Source organism: Liquorilactobacillus mali KCTC 3596 = DSM 20444 (assembly GCF_000260415.1).
In the GTDB taxonomy this organism is placed as follows: Bacteria; Bacillota; Bacilli; order Lactobacillales; family Lactobacillaceae; genus Liquorilactobacillus; species Liquorilactobacillus mali.
The window spans coordinates 19,684-35,225 of the sequence record NZ_BACP01000048.1 but is presented as its reverse complement, the minus strand read 5'-3'; the positions used below and the strand labels follow the sequence as shown (position 1 = coordinate 35,225).

The window sequence follows — 15,542 nt, the reverse complement described above, 5'->3', positions numbered from 1 at the left end:
TCAGTTTAATCTTGTTCGCCAATTCATCATCTTAACAAAGACCATCTTCAATCAATCTTTCAACTATTTCCCAGCAAAACAACAGCTCTCTTAATTCAAGATTAATTTACTCATCTTTTGATTTTAATGTAATTATGGATTTTTAATTTTTGAAAGTCAAGAGGGTTTTATAAAAAAATATGTTCTGGATCAGACTATGAATTTGGCTTATAGAATCCATTTGTAAGCAACCAAATGATAAAATTAAAGTTCAAATATTTTTAATAGTTTCATAAATCATAATTTTCTTTTACCCATTTACCCGCAAATGCAATCATTTCTTCAGTTTGTCTGTTAAGCAGTTCCGGCAACTCATCAAAGGAAAAGTATTCAAGTCCTAATGTTTCATCGGTCTGATTTTCTAGCAGCGCTCCTCCAATAGGTTTAACCAAAAACAACTGTGTAATTGTTTGAGCAACATCACCATTTGGGTACTCCACCGTTCCGCGGTCAAAAGTTTTTAACATCAACTCCACTTTTACATCCAGCCCACTGTCTTCTTTAACTTCTCGAACACAAGCCTGTGCATATGTTTCACCATATTCAAGAAAACCACCTGGCAAACTCCAGTTATGCGTATCTGCCCTGAGATTCAAGAGAACTTCCTGCTTATCATTAAGCACAATACCTGCAGCTGTATTCAAAATAATCGGTGTATGTCCAACTAAACCTCTGATCATTTTAATGTAATCTTTACTCATTATTTTTTCCTCCTTGATACAAAAGCATTACTCCCTTGTATCTTGCGTGAGTGGCACCTCCTTTAAACGGAACATGAAAAAGCCCCCTAAAAGAAACAACAGTGCTAAACTGGCAATACCCAACTGAGAATGTCCAGTCAACTGAGTGGTTATCGAAAATAAAACTGGACCTAAAACGGTCGAAAATTTGCCAAAAATATTATAAAAGCCGAAAAATTCATTCGCCTGCTTTTTTGGAATGATACGTGCAAAGTACGCACGGCTGAGTGCCTGAATTCCTCCTTGAGAGGATCCTACCAAAAGTCCTAGAATCCAAAAATCAAGAACTGTTTTCATGAAAAGAGCATAAAAACAGATACAAAAATAAATAACAATGGCTACTAACAACATTATTTTCGTTCCATATTTTTGGGCTAGCCAGCCATAAACCAATGTACAAGGGAAAGCCACAATATTCAGAACTAGCAATACAAGCAGCAGTGTACTTGTTTTTACCCCCATGTCAACTCCAAATGCAGTTGCCATAGTTACAATTGTATCAACACCGTCTATAAAGAAAAAATAGGCAATCATGAAACCGGTTACTTGCTTATAGTTGCGAATCTTCTTCAATGTTGCCAACATCCTATGGTAGCTTTCCTTTAGGGGCGAACGAGGTTTAACTAATCCATACTGCTGATCGACATTACGCAGCATGGGGATGGAAAATCCCAGCCACCAGAGTGTTGTCATCATAAAAACTAATCTGATTGTCTGAGTGGAAGAAATTAAACCAAATGTAGAAGTATTAATTAGTAGCATAGCAACCATGAAAAGCAGTGCACTTCCAATATAACCAATTCCAAAACCATAGGATGAAACTAAATTGTTCCGTTCATTTTTAGTTACATCCGTAATGAATGCATCGTAAAATAAATTTGCTGCCTGATATCCAATATGTGAAAAAGTATACACAACAAGTAACAGCTGCCATTGATCTGTAGGAACAAAAAATAATGCTCCCGTCATTATAACACCCATAAATAATGAATATCGAAAAAAGCGCTTTTTGTTGCCAAGATAATCACCTAATGTACCCAGAAAAGGTGCAAGTATCGAGATGATCAGAGTAGAAAACGAACTCACATACCCCCAATATGCCGTAGTATCGCTTGCTGGTACATGAGCATTCCCCGCAACAAATTTGAAGTAGACCGGTAAAATTGCAGTTACAATAATCAATGAGTAGGCCGAATTAGCACAATCGTATAAAATCCAGCTTTTTTCTTCCTTAGTAAATTTCAAAAGTTTTCTCCCTTCCGGATAACTAACCTGATTCTACATAAAAAATGGACACTAAGTGTTTCATTCTTGTAAAAAGTACGTCAAACTTATGTAAAAACTCAGCAACGGTTTCCCCTAATATAATTAAAAATGGGAATATAACATGAGCCAATAAAATTTGAGTACTAACTCGAAATTATGAACATAAAGAGTCCTTTGTTATGAGTAATTCGAAGTTAAATGGAGAATTTTTACTTATGAAACACATTTATCTGAAAATAAATAAAAGGACCAGGTCAAAATTTAACTTTTGACCCAGCCCTCTTCTCTTGTTTTGGAGTACTCATAGCACAATACGCTAATTACATCTTCTCAATTAATAGAATAGTTCTTACTTCCCATGAATTTTTTCTTGTAACTTATCACCTAAATCATCAATCTTTTTAGAAGCAAAAATAGTTCCACCAACTAAAACACCGCCGACAATCAAACCTACTGCAAGTACGAACTTAAATAATCCTTTAATTAAATCCATCATTTTTGCCTCCTATTATTGACTTTTTCACCTTTTGCTACTTGTATTTCTTTGTAAATTGCCATTAATAATTGGGCTAGAGCCAAAACAAGCGATAGCTTCGACCAAAAACCTATTCCAGAACCTAGTTTTTTCACACCTTCACCCCCATACAAAGAAAAGCCTTTGCAATCCCTTAAGTACATTATAGAGTAAGATAGTGTTCGAAATCTATTGATAAGGCTTCCTATTGTATGCTTCCAGTCTTTTTATCAGATTCCGAAGCAATTCCAATATCTTGGTTCAATACAAGGCTCTTAAGTACTTGGGTAAAAGAATAGTCATCATTAAGTGCTGGAACCATCTTAAACTCCGTACCACCACTTTGCATGAAGTATTCTTTATTCTCAATCTCAAGTTCATGAAGTGTTTCAAGACAGTCTGAAACAAAGCTTGGAGCAACTACTAATACACGTTTAACTCCTTCTTTAGGCAATTCCCTCAATGTATCATCCGTCGCAGGTGTTAACCACGTGTCCGGTCCAAATCTAGACTGGAATGTTTCAGTATATGAAACGTTCCCCAATCTTTCCATTATCAGTTTCGTTGTTAACTTACACCGCTCTGCATACGGATCACCCTTCTCAACATAACTAACAGGAATACCATGATAAGAAAACAATAATTTGTCTGGTTGAAATTCATCAATCGCCCTTTTTATTTTGTCTGCCAGTGCATCGATATACGGAGCAAAATCACAAAAGTCTGTGACTATCTTTAGACTAGGGATCTTTATTCTCCCCATATAAAAGCGATTAATATCATCTAACACTGAGCCAACTGTTGTTGTGGAATATTGCGGATATAACGGAATAATTGTCAATTTGTCGACTTCCAATTGTTCCATCTCAAGGAGCACCTGTGCAATTTCGGGTTCACTATAACTCATAGCATAACGGACAATATAGTCTGGTAATTCTTCTTGCAGCATCTCTGTTTGCCGTTGTGTGTAATAAAGCAGAGGCGAGCCATGTTCCTCCGACCATATTGCCTGATATAATTTAGCGGACTTCTCAGGCCTATGTGGTAAGATTGCCAAGTTTAAGATTGGATTCCATTTCCATGCTGGCATATCAATCACACGTGGATCACTTAAAAATTTTTTTAAGTAAACACGTACATCAGCTGGAGTAGGAGTTTTTGGAGTTCCTAAGTTAATTAATAAAACACCTTTTTTCATTTTTCTCACCCTTCTTAAGCTGTCTTTCATAAAAAAACTAAAGAATAGTTAATTGATAAACATTCTCAATTATTTTTTTTAATTCTAGCATAAGTACTAACTGATTAAAAGTAAAAATTTATGATTACTTCTTTTCACATCAACACTCATTCGTTATCAATTTACATTTTTCAATATGTATACTATAATAATTACTAGTTTAGAATAATTCTAAACCAATTGGAGGGATTAACATTGGAGAAGAAGAGGAGTCTTGCACAAAAAATTAACATTATGCGAGCCGCTGTTATGGGGGCCAACGATGGTATTTTGTCCGTCGCTGGTATTGTTATTGGGGTGGCCGGAGCAACTGATAACAACTATGCTATTTTTCTAGCTGGTATTGCCGGTATGCTGGCCGGTACTGTATCAATGGCCATGGGTGAATATGTATCCGTAAATGCACAGAAGGATGCACAAAAAAAAGCAATTATTCAACAAGAATCTGCACTTTCGCTGAATTATAGCGGAGAAGTAGCATATGTCAAAAATAAATATATGTCGAAGGGAATTCAGCCGGAACTTGCTGCTAGAGCAGCTTCCGAGATGATGAAAAAAAATGCATTGTTAACATCTGTACGTGAGCGTTTTGGCTTTGATATCAATGAATTTACGAGTCCATATGCTGCAGCACTATCGTCAATGATATCTTTTCCCTTAGGTTCAATTTTGCCTTTATTAGCAATCACATTATTGCCCGAATCAATAAAGGTGTTTGCAACTTTTATCTCCGTTGTGATCGCACTTGCCATTACGGGATTTATTGCTGCTGTTCTCGGAAATTCAAATCGTAGAAATAGTGTTATGCGCAATACTGTTTCTGGTATATTAACGATGCTTGTAACATATGGCATTGGTATCCTGATAGGAAGGTGATTTTAGATGAATCCAGATATTTTGAAAAAAAATAAGAGCATTAGTAAGAATATTAATAAAAGCATTGAAAAGAACACCAACAAATCAAAGATGACAATTGATGAAAAGTTAAACACTCTGCGTGCCGGAGTTCTTGGATCAAATGATGGAATTCTAACCGTTGTTGGAGTTTTGTTTAGTGTCGCAGTCGCAACAACAAATCAATTTACAATTTTTATTGCTGGTCTCGCCGATTTAATTGCATGTGCTTTTTCAATGGCAGCTGGTGAATACGCATCAGTAAGTACACAAAAAGATACTGAAAAGTCTGTAGTTTCAAAAGAAAAGCTGCTACTAAGCAATGATTTTGATACTGAAAAAAGACGCATTGCTTTATTCTATGAAGAAAAAGGAGTTACGTCTGCAACTGCATCAGAGATTGCTGAAGATTTGATAGCTAAAAAACCACTTGAAACACTAGTTGATATTAAATATAACTTAAAGCTGGGGCATTATATGAACCCTTGGGCAGCTGCTTTTTCATCACTATTTTCAGCAACTGCAGGTGGAATTTTTCCATTAGCCGCAATGACATTATGTCCAACTGGTCTTCAATGGCCAGCAACCATCCTAGCCGTTTGCGTCTCGGTCTCCTTAACCGGATATCTCGGTGCCAAGTTAGGAAATGGTCTAGTTAAAATTGCAATTATGCGTAATCTTCTTGTTGGTATTTTGACAATGATCATTCACTATAGCATAGGGATCTTACTGTAAAACTTCATGCTTATTTTAAAAAATCTAAATTGACATCCTCACAAATTAATACAATTAACATCTCTGAAGTTTTCCTAGATAAGGAACTACTCAGAAACTGTTGTTAGTAATTTGTAGATGTGAATTTAGATTTTTTAGTTGCTTCATTTCCTAGATATAGTGCCGTATTTTATCATATAATGAAAATATCCTGATAATCATAAAATTCTAAGAGGAGCTGCGCTAGATGAATCCAAAAAGCAAAGTGAAAATTCAGTTACTTGATTCCGCTCATCTCGTGGAGTCACAAAAAATATTCAAAATACTTGGTAATCCCATACGACTTCAACTATTAAAGATTTTAGAACAACAGTCTCTTAATGTCAGCGACCTAGTTGAATTACTAAATATAGAGCAATCCGTCGTCTCCCACCAGCTGGCAGTACTGCGCAAGTATCAGCTAGTAACTGCAACTAGGAAGGGTAAGTCAAACTATTATCGGCTTGATGATCCGCATATTCTTGATGTAGTTAATGAAACACTTGCACATGCTGACCACGTTATTCGCGGGAAAAGGCATGGTGAGTAAACTGTTTCTTTCTTCAAAAGTTATTTTTACTGTATAAACATCAGAAAAGATATGACATAAGTCGGTAAAATTTGGATACTAGCGTGCATTTGTGAACGTAGCAAGTACCTCATCAATAAGTAATTCGAAACTAGACGGAGAATCTTGACTTATGAAACACATTTATCCAGATAAAGACAGGGGGGCAGGTCAAACCTCAACTTTGACCTGCCCCCCTGTCTTTAAATTTCCCTCAAACAATTACGATTTCTATCTGACTACTAAAACTGATATTGGTGCATTTTTGGCCATATATGCTGCTTGACTACCAAAACGCCCCTTAATACCCTTCTTCGATTCTGAACCAATTATTAATAAATCAGGATTTGCCTTAGGAATAACCTTCTTAACAATTGATTCGCCCGCGTCACCTTCTGCAATAATCGTTCTAACATCCTTGACCCCCCTGTCAAGTGCCTTATCACGATATTCCAAAATATGTTTTTCTAATGCGGATCTCTCACCATGAATAAAATCTTTATCCATTGCTTGAAAAATACTTAATTCATCACTTTCAAGTACAGATGTGATTATAAGTTCTGCTTTTTCTGCAATTGCTCTTTCTATCGCATAGTCAAACGCTAAAAGTGCATCTGCTGAGTCATCAACCCCAACTAATATTTTTTCTATTTTTTTCATCTCGCCACTACCTTTCATGACAATTACCAAACAATCTTGTTATTCTCCCTCAAGATTTGCTTTTGCAGCAAATTCCTTATTTCCCTTGTAGAGATCATAAACCGTCCATGACAGCAATACTAATATTCCAGCAATCAATGCATATGCAATGCAATTGGCGATTGTTAATTGGGTTGCCGAAGCATTATCACCAAAGAAATCTTTTACTTGTCCAGGTAAACCAATGATGTTAAGAAACGTTAATCCTAATACAGAGATCCATCCCAGAACTTTAATCAAAGTTGTATTCTTAAATCTCTTACCCATCTCGGCATTACTATCGGTTAACATCAATAACGGTAACATTGAGAATGGTAAGGCAAAGGCAAGGAAGACCTGCGAATTGTTCATTAATGTATTCAAGGCCTCATGTTCAGCAATCTCACTCTTACCACTTGTCAAGATAACACAAATCAAAACAGGAACAACTGAGATAAGACGTGTAACTAATCTACGCAACCATAATGGCATTCTTAAATGAACAAAGCCTTCCATGATAACTTGTCCAGTTAATGTTCCCGTAATTGTTGAATTTTGACCTGAAGCTAACAGGGCAACCGCAAACAGAACCGATAAAACTCCTGAGCGAGCTACCTCAGCCAACAGTCCATTACTTAGAGTTGAAGTATCAGAAAGAGCTTGAAAAAGTCCAAAGAATGAAGGATCCTTTACAGCACCCGTCTTAAATACGGCAACACCCATGATTAGAAGGAGTGAATTAACAATAAAAGCAAGAGATAATTGAATATTTGAATCCCATGCAGAAAACCTAACAGCTTGTGCAATCTCTTCGTTATTCTCATGATCAATTTTTCTTGTTTGTGAAACAGCTGAATGCAGATATAGATTATGTGGCATAACAGTTGCTCCAATAATGCCAAGTGCTCCAGTTAATGGTGTCTGTCCACCAACGCTGGGTGAAGTAGCAAATGTCTTTGTTGTTGGTATAAAGCCTTTAAAAATATCACCCCATGATGGGTTTGAAAGTGCTACTTGATAAACAAAAACAAATAAAATAACAAAAATCAAACATACAACAATTGCTTCAATCTTTCTAAAACCAATCTTAGTCAAAAGTAATAATAACAAAACATCAAAAACAGTAATAAATACAGCTATAACTAATGGTATATGGAATAGAAGATATAAGGCAATCGCAGCGCCAATAACTTCGGCTATATCAGTTGCCATAATAGCTAACTCTGTTAAGAGCCATAAAACAATCCCTAATGACTTACTTGTACGTGCACGAATTGCTTGTGCCAAATCCATCTGGCTCACAATTCCAAGTTTGGCAGCCATGTATTGCAGTAACATCGCGATCAAACTTGAGATTAAGATAACGGAAATTAATAAATACTGAAAATTTTGTCCACCAGTAATAGATGTTGACCAGTTACCCGGATCCATGTATCCAACAGCAACTAATGCTCCAGGACCAGAGTATGCAAACAATGTCCTAATGAACCCCTTACCTTTTGGTACTTCAACAGTACTATTTATTTCTTCGAGCGAGGGGCCATTAGCATATTCAACTAATTTATGCTTTTTCCCATGAGTATTGTTATTGCTCAAATTAACTTACCACCTTTCAATTATTAAGTAGAACCAAGGTGTATTATACACCCTAGTTCGCTTAATTTGAACTTTTTTTTAGGCTAACCATAAAAAATATTTCTCAATGGTGACTTTTTCTACCAACGTCTACTTAAAATTATAAAAAATGCAGATTTATATATGAAGAACTCGGCAATAAGTTCATATAACTTAACAAAACAAGCATACTATCTGCTTATTTTTTCAACATTCTTAGTATCTGGGACACTAATTACAATTCTGCTTTTATTTCTTACCTCAACCCAGTTATCAACCACATATTTAACTTTATCCAAAGGAAAAATTCTCACTGAAAATGCACCATTGATGTTCCAATCTGTTAATAACTGCTGCCACATTTTTTCTTTTTCTTCAAGTTTTATATTTACTGAGTCAATCCCCATCAATCGGATACCGCGTAAAATAAAGGGAAGCATATTAGTCTTTAACTGATTACCAGCGATATTCCCGCATACTGTAACTACCCCTTTGTAACTAACCCAAGGTAATACAGCCTCCAAAACAGTTCCTCCGACACAATCTACCACATAATCAAATTTTTGATGTGCAATAAGTTTCTTAGTTTCAAGATCATCACGTAAGTATACATTCTTAAACTCATTGCAATAACTATGTCGCTGGTCCTTATTTCTAACAAGAACTGAAATATTTCTCATTTTTAACTTCTTTAAAATGGCAACAACAATACTTCCCACACCACCAGTAACACCTGTAACAAGTATTTCAGAATCCCTCTTGGCCCCAAATGAAACTATTTCATTTACCGAAAGAGCGGCTGTCAAGCCAGCGGTGCCAAGTGCCATAACATATTCTAGTGGCACATTTTTGTCTAATCTTATTAACCATTCTGCAGGTACCCTTGCATATTCAGATAAGCCGCCAGTGTGTGAGACACCCACATCATAGCCAGTGCACAACACATTTTCACCTGTAGTGAATCGAGGATTGCTCGTCTCAATAACTGTTCCGCAGAAATCCACTCCTGGAATCATAGGATACTTTCTAATTACCCCTGAGTTATTCTGAAAAGCCAAAACATCCTTATAATTTAATGAAGAATACGCAATCTTTACTACCACATCACCTTCAGATAAATCAGCAAGAGTTATCTTTTTCATCTCTGACTGCACTTTTGGCATATCCTCACTCTTATTAACTATCAGTGTCTTAAATAACTTATCTACCATTATTCAATTCCTCCTTGAGATAGTTCTACTCTACACTTGGATAATCTCTGCGATTTGCTTTTGTAATTTTGGAATAACATCTATTAAGAACCAAGGATTTTTCTTTAACCAAATATTATTACGCGGCGACGGATGGACAATAGGGAAAAATTCAGGTAAATATTCTGCAAAATTTTGAACTGTACTTGTTATTGTTGTCTTAGGAGCCAGATTTAAATAATATCGCTGTGCATAAGCACCTATCAGAATTGTCAGTTGAATATTTGGCATTTGCGCTCGCAATTTAGGATGCCATTTCTCTGCAATTCCCCTTCTTGGTGGCTTATCGCCAGATTTAGCTTTCCCAGGATAATAAAAATCCATTGGAATAACTGCAATTTTTCCAGAATCATAAAATATTGACCTATCAACTCCCAACCACTCACGCAGCCGGTCCCCAGAAGCATCGTTCCACATGATGCCAGTATCTTGAACTCTTTTTCCCGGTGCCTGACCGATAATTAATATCCTAGCCGATTTTGGTACTGAGAAAATTGGATATAGTCCCGCAGTAGTATAACTCTTGTTCTGCTCATCTTGAACAATATCATCATAAATACTCATTAGTACTTCCCACTCTCTCAATTTCTATACATTAATTATACAATAGAATTCAGAATACCTTATACGATACAACTCATTATTACAATTTGTTTTCGTCATTAAAGTAGCAGCTAGATACTCTTTGCTGTATGAATCAATTTATAGACTCAAAAGGGCTAGGTCAAAATTTAATTTTCGCCCTAGCCCCCTCCACTTGTTTCAAATAGCCATGTTCCAGAAAACTCCATTACCAAAAAACTGCTTAATTATTCGTGAAAGTATTTCAGTATTTCTTTAACTTTGTCATGTCTATAAAATCAGTTTGTTCAATTGGAATTTCCTTTACAATTTTAGGACTCCAAAGCAAAAGTTGATTTTCAATACCAACTTCACATGCTGCAGAAAGTGTAATAATATTATACCCAACTGCGTCACTAACATAATGTATTTTATGATTACGACAATCAATATGGTAAGCTGTCGACTCTGCAACACCATTTAATATATTATCTGTTGTATAAGTTGTTGCAAAGTGAATATGCCCTGCAAAGATTCCTTTAACATTCCCATTATTGCATACTTCTAATAAGTCATCCCCGTTTTGTAAAACACTAAAGCGCATGTAATGTAATGACGCACCGGCTATCGGATGATGCATAAAAATCAATGCAGGTCTTTCCTGACTTTGAAGCAAACTTTCTTTTAACCACTTCAATTGTTTCTCATCGAGATATCCTTGTTCTATATTTCCAAATGTAGTATCTAGAAAATAACTATCTATACCGGAAAAAGTTTTCTTATAATAGTACTTATCTCGTGGTTTCTCCTGCAAAAAGCCTTCATAAAAGGCTTCGGTTCTATCATGATTACCTAAGATAACTTGAATAGGAATTCCAAGCTGTTGTTCTTTTTCCGCTAGAATTTCTTTCAGATGGACATAATCACTTGCTACTCCTTCATGAATAAGATCTCCTGTTAGAACAATAAATTCAGGTTTCACAGCTATTTTTTTTATATCATCAAACACCATATTTAATTTAACATATGGATCCAACTGTTGGTTAAAAGATGGTTGCTTACCAGTTGGACTCAAGTGTATATCTGAAATTTGGATAATTGTTATATCATTCATTTTAAACTCCCTCTTCAGTTTTCAAGATTCTTTTTATTCTCATAATCAAATAATAAAATTTTCTCTGCAACAAACGAAAAATAGACTTTATCACCACTAACAAAAACACTATTGGTGATGATTGCTTTGATGGACTGATTTCCTTTTATATTCAACGTCAACTGCTGATAGCGACCATAATCAACAACCGTTTCAACCTGGGCAGGTAAATCCAATAAATCTGTCCGTTCTTTCTTTACAATTACATGTTCTGGCCTAATTCCTAAACAAAGTCGATTGCTTGCTAAAGCCAATTTTCTCAATCGTTCTGTATTCGAAAGTACAACTTCTTCATTGAAAAGCAACTTTCCTTGGTCATAGGTAACTTCTAATGTATTAATTTTTGGAGTACCAATAAATTGTGCGACGAAAAGATTTGTTGGATGATTATAAATATTATCTGGGGTATCTATCATCTGAATAATCCCGTCATTGATAATTGCAATTCGATCTCCCAGAGCCATGGCCTCTAACTGATCATGGGTCACATAAACAATTGTCTGATGGTTTTTTTCATGCAACGCTTGAATTTCGTCACGTGCCTTTTCACGTAACTGTACATCAATATTCGAAAGAGGTTCATCCAAAAGAAATATCTTACTTTGCTTAACCATTCCTCTTCCAAGTGCTACTCGCTGCTTCTGCCCTCCAGAAAGTTGTCCAGGTAGACGATCACGATATGCGGTTAAATTAAGTGTTTCAAGAATTGCTTCCAGCCGTTTTTGTCGTTCTTCTTTTTTAACTTTGTGCACTTTTAATGAGTATTCCAAATTTTGATAGACCGTCATATTGGGATACAATGCATAGTCTTGAAAAACCATCGCAATGTTGCGCTCAAAGCTTGAGATTTTTTCTGAATTTCGACCATCTATTAGAATTTCCCCAGTACTTGGAGCTTCTAACCCTGCAATCATCCGCAAAGTAGTCGACTTACCACAACCTGATGGACCTAGCATTACTAGAAACTCCCCCTCTTTAACTTGTAAATTCATTTTACGTATTATATTAGTTTTTTTATAATTTTTCGTAACATCATTTAATTCTAAAATTACTTTATTACTCATAATTAACCACCTTATTTTAATCCTGAACTGCTAATACTATTTAAAATATAGCGTTGAAAAATCAAATAAATCAGCAATGGCACAATAATCATAATAGTTGATAATGCCATAGCTAGAGGAAAATTGGTTCCCCCCTCGCTAGAAATATAGTTTTGTAATGCTAATGGCAATGTAAAACTATTCTTGTCTTTCAAAATTAATGTTGGCCAAACATACTCATTCCAAGAATTAATAAAGAAAATCGCTCCTATACTGATAATATTCGGTCGTAAAATAGGAACCACAATGTCCTTCAAAATCTTGTATGATGGAATATCATCAATTCGCACACTCTCTATCAAACTATTCGGAATTTTATCCATTGCTTTGAGAAAGAGCATAATACCTGTGGCATCACAAAGTTGCGGCAGGGCCACCCCTAGAGCTGTGTTCAATAGATTAAGCTTAAAAATCACTAAAAAGTTTGGAATCATTACTACTGTAAACGGAACAAAAATCGTGGAAATGAAAGCAAAGTAAAAAAATTTTTTGCCTTTGAATGAAAAATATTTAAATGCATATGCTGCTAATAAACCAGTAATAATTTTTCCCAATGTTACAATTGTTGCCATAAAAAATGTATTCCAAACTATTCTAAAAAGGTTGATTTGTTTATCCAAAGTCAAATAGTTGCTGAAAGTTGGATGTGTCGGAATAAGTTGCAGCATAGAATGATAAGAATCTTGCAATGTCTTAAAAGAATTGGAAATCATGAAAAGAACTGGTAGCAATAAAACTAAACAGATTACTATCAATAGAAAATGCCAACCACTCTCTTTAAGTTTATTCATATCTGCTCGTTCTCCCTTCAACAAATTTTATCTCCAAATAAAGAAGTACTAGAAAGATAACAAATGTAACTATAGCTAATGCTGATGCATTCCCTGTTTTGTAAAGAACGAAAGCATTCAAATAAGTATGATACAAAGCATTGGATGATCCATAATATGGTCCTCCTTGAGTAATAACACTGATCGGTGTAAAAACGTATTGTAGTCCCTGAACAATTGTCAGAATTAGAACATAGAAGGCAATACTTTTATTTAATGGAAAAACAATGTCCCAAATCATTCTCCACTTGGGAATACTATCCATCTTAGTTGCATCAATAATGTTTTGTGGTACACTCCCGAGACCTGTCAGTAATAGGACAAAATTGTAACCAAAGACTTTCCAATTAGTTATCAAACAAATTACTACAACGGCCATTGCTCCTGAATTAGTCCAGTTAGGTAAGGTGAGACCCAAATTTCTCATAAAAAAAGCAACTGGTCCTGAGACTGGATTCATAATCCAAGAAAAAAGCATCGCTCCTACCACCAATGAAAATAAACTAGGAATAAAAAAGATTATTTTATAGGCTGTCTGCATCTTACTAATGAAAAATTTAACTATTATTGAAATAAAATATGGAACTAAAAAATTTAAGACAAGCAATAATAGAATATAGAAAACTGTATTTAAAATAATTTTGCGATTAACTGGGTCTGTAAAAATACTGAGGTAATTTTCCAACCCCACAAAATCTTTTGTTGGTGCAATTAAGTTCCAATTAAAGAAACTGAGATAGAACGTATATATTATCGGAGCAATAATAAAAACCAACAGTATGAGCGCTGTTGGAAAAAGATAAGCAATTGTTAAAACCTTATTTTTTTTATTTCTGTTGTTCATTGATCTTCTCCTGTGTACTTTTCAATGTTTCTTGCACATTGCTGCCAGACAAAATCTTGTCACGTGCATCAATCATTGCCTGTTCTGCCTGTAAACCATTCTTAGGGAATGATGTCCATGCAACTGCTGTCTTGATTTGACTAGCAGCTGGTTTCAACATTGGGTTTTCACTTAGATAACTTTTGAACTCTTTTGAACTTAATGCACTTTGAGTAGGTGGTAGATACCCTGTTCCCTTACTCCAAGTTACCAAAGAACTATTCTTATACAGATATTTTTCAAAAGTCCAAGCTGCCTTTTGCTTTTCCGTACTTTGTGCAGTAATAGCAAGCATTGATCCTCCAACTGGAACAGTTGCCTTATGTCCCTTAAAGTGAGGTGAGGTAATTGCTTCCACATCAAAATTAGCGCTTTGTTTAATATGAGATGCCTGTGCAACAGTAGTGTACGCAATCGCAACTTTGCCATTCACAAAATCGTCGACACCTTGCGCCCAAGGTGTATGTAATGCAGTCTTATCTTTGACAACCATGTCTTGGTAGAATTGATAAGCTTTTACACCTGCAGCACTGGCAAACGCTGCTTTGCCATTCTCTTTGATTTTTGCACCATTACTTAACTGTAAAGCTTGCTGTGCCCATGTATCAGCTGGTTCTTGGATATAAAGACCATAGTTTCCACTTGCTTCTTTAATTTTTTTAGCTGCCGCACTGACACCTTCCCAAGTTGAAAGGCTGCTAGCTTTTATACCATATTTATCAAGCATTGTTTTGTTATAATACAAGACTGGTGTACTTAACGAATAAGGCAATCCAACCAATTTTCCTTTGCTGTCCTTAGCAAAAGACAAAGTTCGGGTAGTAAAATTCTTACTAATGAAAGTCTTACTGCCATCAAACTTACTTTGCGCATCAGTTGGTGTTAAATATTTAAAATTATCAGCAAAATAATTCATATATGCCCAACCAACTTGAACAACATCCGGTACTTTACCTGATGCTTGTGCAGATTGTAAGTTCTGCATTAGTCCCTGATACATATTAGGATTATATTTTGCTGTCACCTTTATGTATTTATGTGTTTTATTAAACTTCTTTACAAGCGCATCTACGGAAGCTCCCCCTTGAGTCTGTGCATTAACATGCCAGTAGGAAATGTGAACAACCTTTTTTGAGGCTGCCTTACCACTTGAACAACCGGCAAACAATACTGCCACCATCATTAAAACTACTACTCCAACTGCTCTCTTAAACAGAGTTAAAAACTTCAATTAAATCTCTCCCTTCATTACTAGTTAATGATAATCCTAGTTTGTATTCATTCTGTTTGAAAAAGGTAACGCTAATGTAAAAAATAAGTAAAATGCTTGTGAATTCGTAATTACAATTCATTGTGATGTTAAATTAGCGTCAATTTCGTGTAGTAGAACCTAAATTTTTTATAGTTTGGAAGACATTAATTAGTAGACAAATAAAAAAACCTCCAGAGTTAAAGTTTT

The 15,542-nt window shown here is 35.4% G+C and carries 17 protein-coding genes and 1 other annotated feature (1 of these 18 running past the window's edge); of the genes, 3 read left to right on the top strand and 14 right to left on the bottom strand.

Going from position 1 to position 15,542, the window contains the following annotated elements:
* Nucleotides 1–131, bottom strand: a binding site (T-box leader) (it extends 85 nt beyond the left edge of the window).
* Nucleotides 132–269: 138 nt separating this feature from the next.
* The 5 genes from GSM_RS08720 to hemH all read right to left on the bottom strand — a co-directional run bounded on the left by GSM_RS08720 (nt 270) and on the right by hemH (nt 3,757).
* Nucleotides 270–740: an NUDIX hydrolase gene (locus GSM_RS08720; protein ID WP_003689157.1), complete on the bottom strand. Its 471-nt coding sequence runs from the start codon at nt 738–740 to the stop codon at nt 270–272.
* A 27-nt stretch (nt 741–767) separates the two neighbouring features.
* A complete protein-coding gene (locus GSM_RS14205; RefSeq protein ID WP_010078132.1) occupies nt 768–2,024 on the bottom strand; it encodes an MFS transporter in 1,257 nt (418 codons plus the stop codon).
* Nucleotides 2,025–2,394: 370 nt separating this feature from the next.
* Entirely contained in the window at nt 2,395–2,541 is a 147-nt protein-coding gene (locus GSM_RS15210; protein ID WP_162097658.1) for a hypothetical protein, read from the bottom strand.
* A complete protein-coding gene (locus GSM_RS15285; protein ID WP_169790342.1) occupies nt 2,538–2,675 on the bottom strand; it encodes a hypothetical protein in 138 nt (45 codons plus the stop codon). Before GSM_RS15285 ends, GSM_RS15210 begins: the two co-directional genes overlap by 4 nt.
* 89 nt (nt 2,676–2,764) lie before the next feature.
* A complete protein-coding gene (gene hemH, locus GSM_RS08700) occupies nt 2,765–3,757 on the bottom strand; it encodes a ferrochelatase (protein ID WP_010078130.1) in 993 nt (330 codons plus the stop codon).
* 234 nt (nt 3,758–3,991) lie between these two features.
* Between hemH and GSM_RS08695 the strand changes: the two genes are divergently transcribed.
* The 3 genes from GSM_RS08695 to GSM_RS08685 all read left to right on the top strand — a co-directional run bounded on the left by GSM_RS08695 (nt 3,992) and on the right by GSM_RS08685 (nt 5,993).
* A complete protein-coding gene (locus tag GSM_RS08695) occupies nt 3,992–4,672 on the top strand; it encodes a VIT1/CCC1 transporter family protein (protein ID WP_010078129.1) in 681 nt (226 codons plus the stop codon).
* A gap of 90 nt (nt 4,673–4,762) precedes the next feature.
* Entirely contained in the window at nt 4,763–5,425 is a 663-nt protein-coding gene (locus GSM_RS08690) for a VIT1/CCC1 transporter family protein (RefSeq protein WP_050901469.1), read from the top strand.
* A gap of 226 nt (nt 5,426–5,651) precedes the next feature.
* The gene (locus GSM_RS08685) at nt 5,652–5,993 is read left to right on the top strand and encodes an ArsR/SmtB family transcription factor (RefSeq protein ID WP_010078127.1); all 342 of its coding nucleotides are present in this window, start codon (nt 5,652–5,654) and stop codon (nt 5,991–5,993) included.
* A gap of 249 nt (nt 5,994–6,242) precedes the next feature.
* Here GSM_RS08685 and GSM_RS08680 read toward each other — a convergent pair whose 3' ends face one another.
* From GSM_RS08680 to GSM_RS08640, 9 genes are all read right to left on the bottom strand, one after another.
* Nucleotides 6,243–6,671 (bottom strand): universal stress protein, encoded by a 429-nt coding sequence (locus tag GSM_RS08680; RefSeq protein ID WP_034541876.1) that lies wholly within the window; start codon nt 6,669–6,671, stop codon nt 6,243–6,245.
* Nucleotides 6,672–6,710: 39 nt separating this feature from the next.
* Nucleotides 6,711–8,285, bottom strand: coding sequence for an Nramp family divalent metal transporter (locus GSM_RS08675; RefSeq protein ID WP_004563396.1), 1,575 nt, complete (start codon nt 8,283–8,285; stop codon nt 6,711–6,713).
* A 209-nt stretch (nt 8,286–8,494) separates the two neighbouring features.
* Nucleotides 8,495–9,514 carry a YhdH/YhfP family quinone oxidoreductase gene (locus tag GSM_RS08670; protein ID WP_004563397.1) on the bottom strand — a complete coding sequence of 340 codons (1,020 nt, stop codon included), beginning with the start codon at nt 9,512–9,514 and terminating at the stop codon, nt 8,495–8,497.
* 30 nt (nt 9,515–9,544) lie between these two features.
* Nucleotides 9,545–10,117, bottom strand: coding sequence for a uracil-DNA glycosylase family protein (locus tag GSM_RS08665; protein ID WP_004563398.1), 573 nt, complete (start codon nt 10,115–10,117; stop codon nt 9,545–9,547).
* 262 nt (nt 10,118–10,379) lie between these two features.
* Nucleotides 10,380–11,228 carry a metallophosphoesterase gene (locus GSM_RS08660; protein WP_004563399.1) on the bottom strand — a complete coding sequence of 283 codons (849 nt, stop codon included), beginning with the start codon at nt 11,226–11,228 and terminating at the stop codon, nt 10,380–10,382.
* A gap of 14 nt (nt 11,229–11,242) precedes the next feature.
* Nucleotides 11,243–12,331 carry an ABC transporter ATP-binding protein gene (locus tag GSM_RS08655; protein WP_004563400.1) on the bottom strand — a complete coding sequence of 363 codons (1,089 nt, stop codon included), beginning with the start codon at nt 12,329–12,331 and terminating at the stop codon, nt 11,243–11,245.
* Nucleotides 12,332–12,342: 11 nt separating this feature from the next.
* A complete protein-coding gene (locus GSM_RS08650; protein WP_004563401.1) occupies nt 12,343–13,161 on the bottom strand; it encodes a carbohydrate ABC transporter permease in 819 nt (272 codons plus the stop codon).
* Nucleotides 13,154–14,044 carry a carbohydrate ABC transporter permease gene (locus GSM_RS08645; RefSeq protein ID WP_004563402.1) on the bottom strand — a complete coding sequence of 297 codons (891 nt, stop codon included), beginning with the start codon at nt 14,042–14,044 and terminating at the stop codon, nt 13,154–13,156. Before GSM_RS08645 ends, GSM_RS08650 begins: the two co-directional genes overlap by 8 nt.
* Nucleotides 14,028–15,314: an ABC transporter substrate-binding protein gene (locus GSM_RS08640; protein ID WP_004563403.1), complete on the bottom strand. Its 1,287-nt coding sequence runs from the start codon at nt 15,312–15,314 to the stop codon at nt 14,028–14,030. The genes GSM_RS08645 and GSM_RS08640 overlap by 17 nt, the downstream gene beginning before the upstream one ends.
* Between the last annotated feature and the right edge of the window lie 228 nt (nt 15,315–15,542).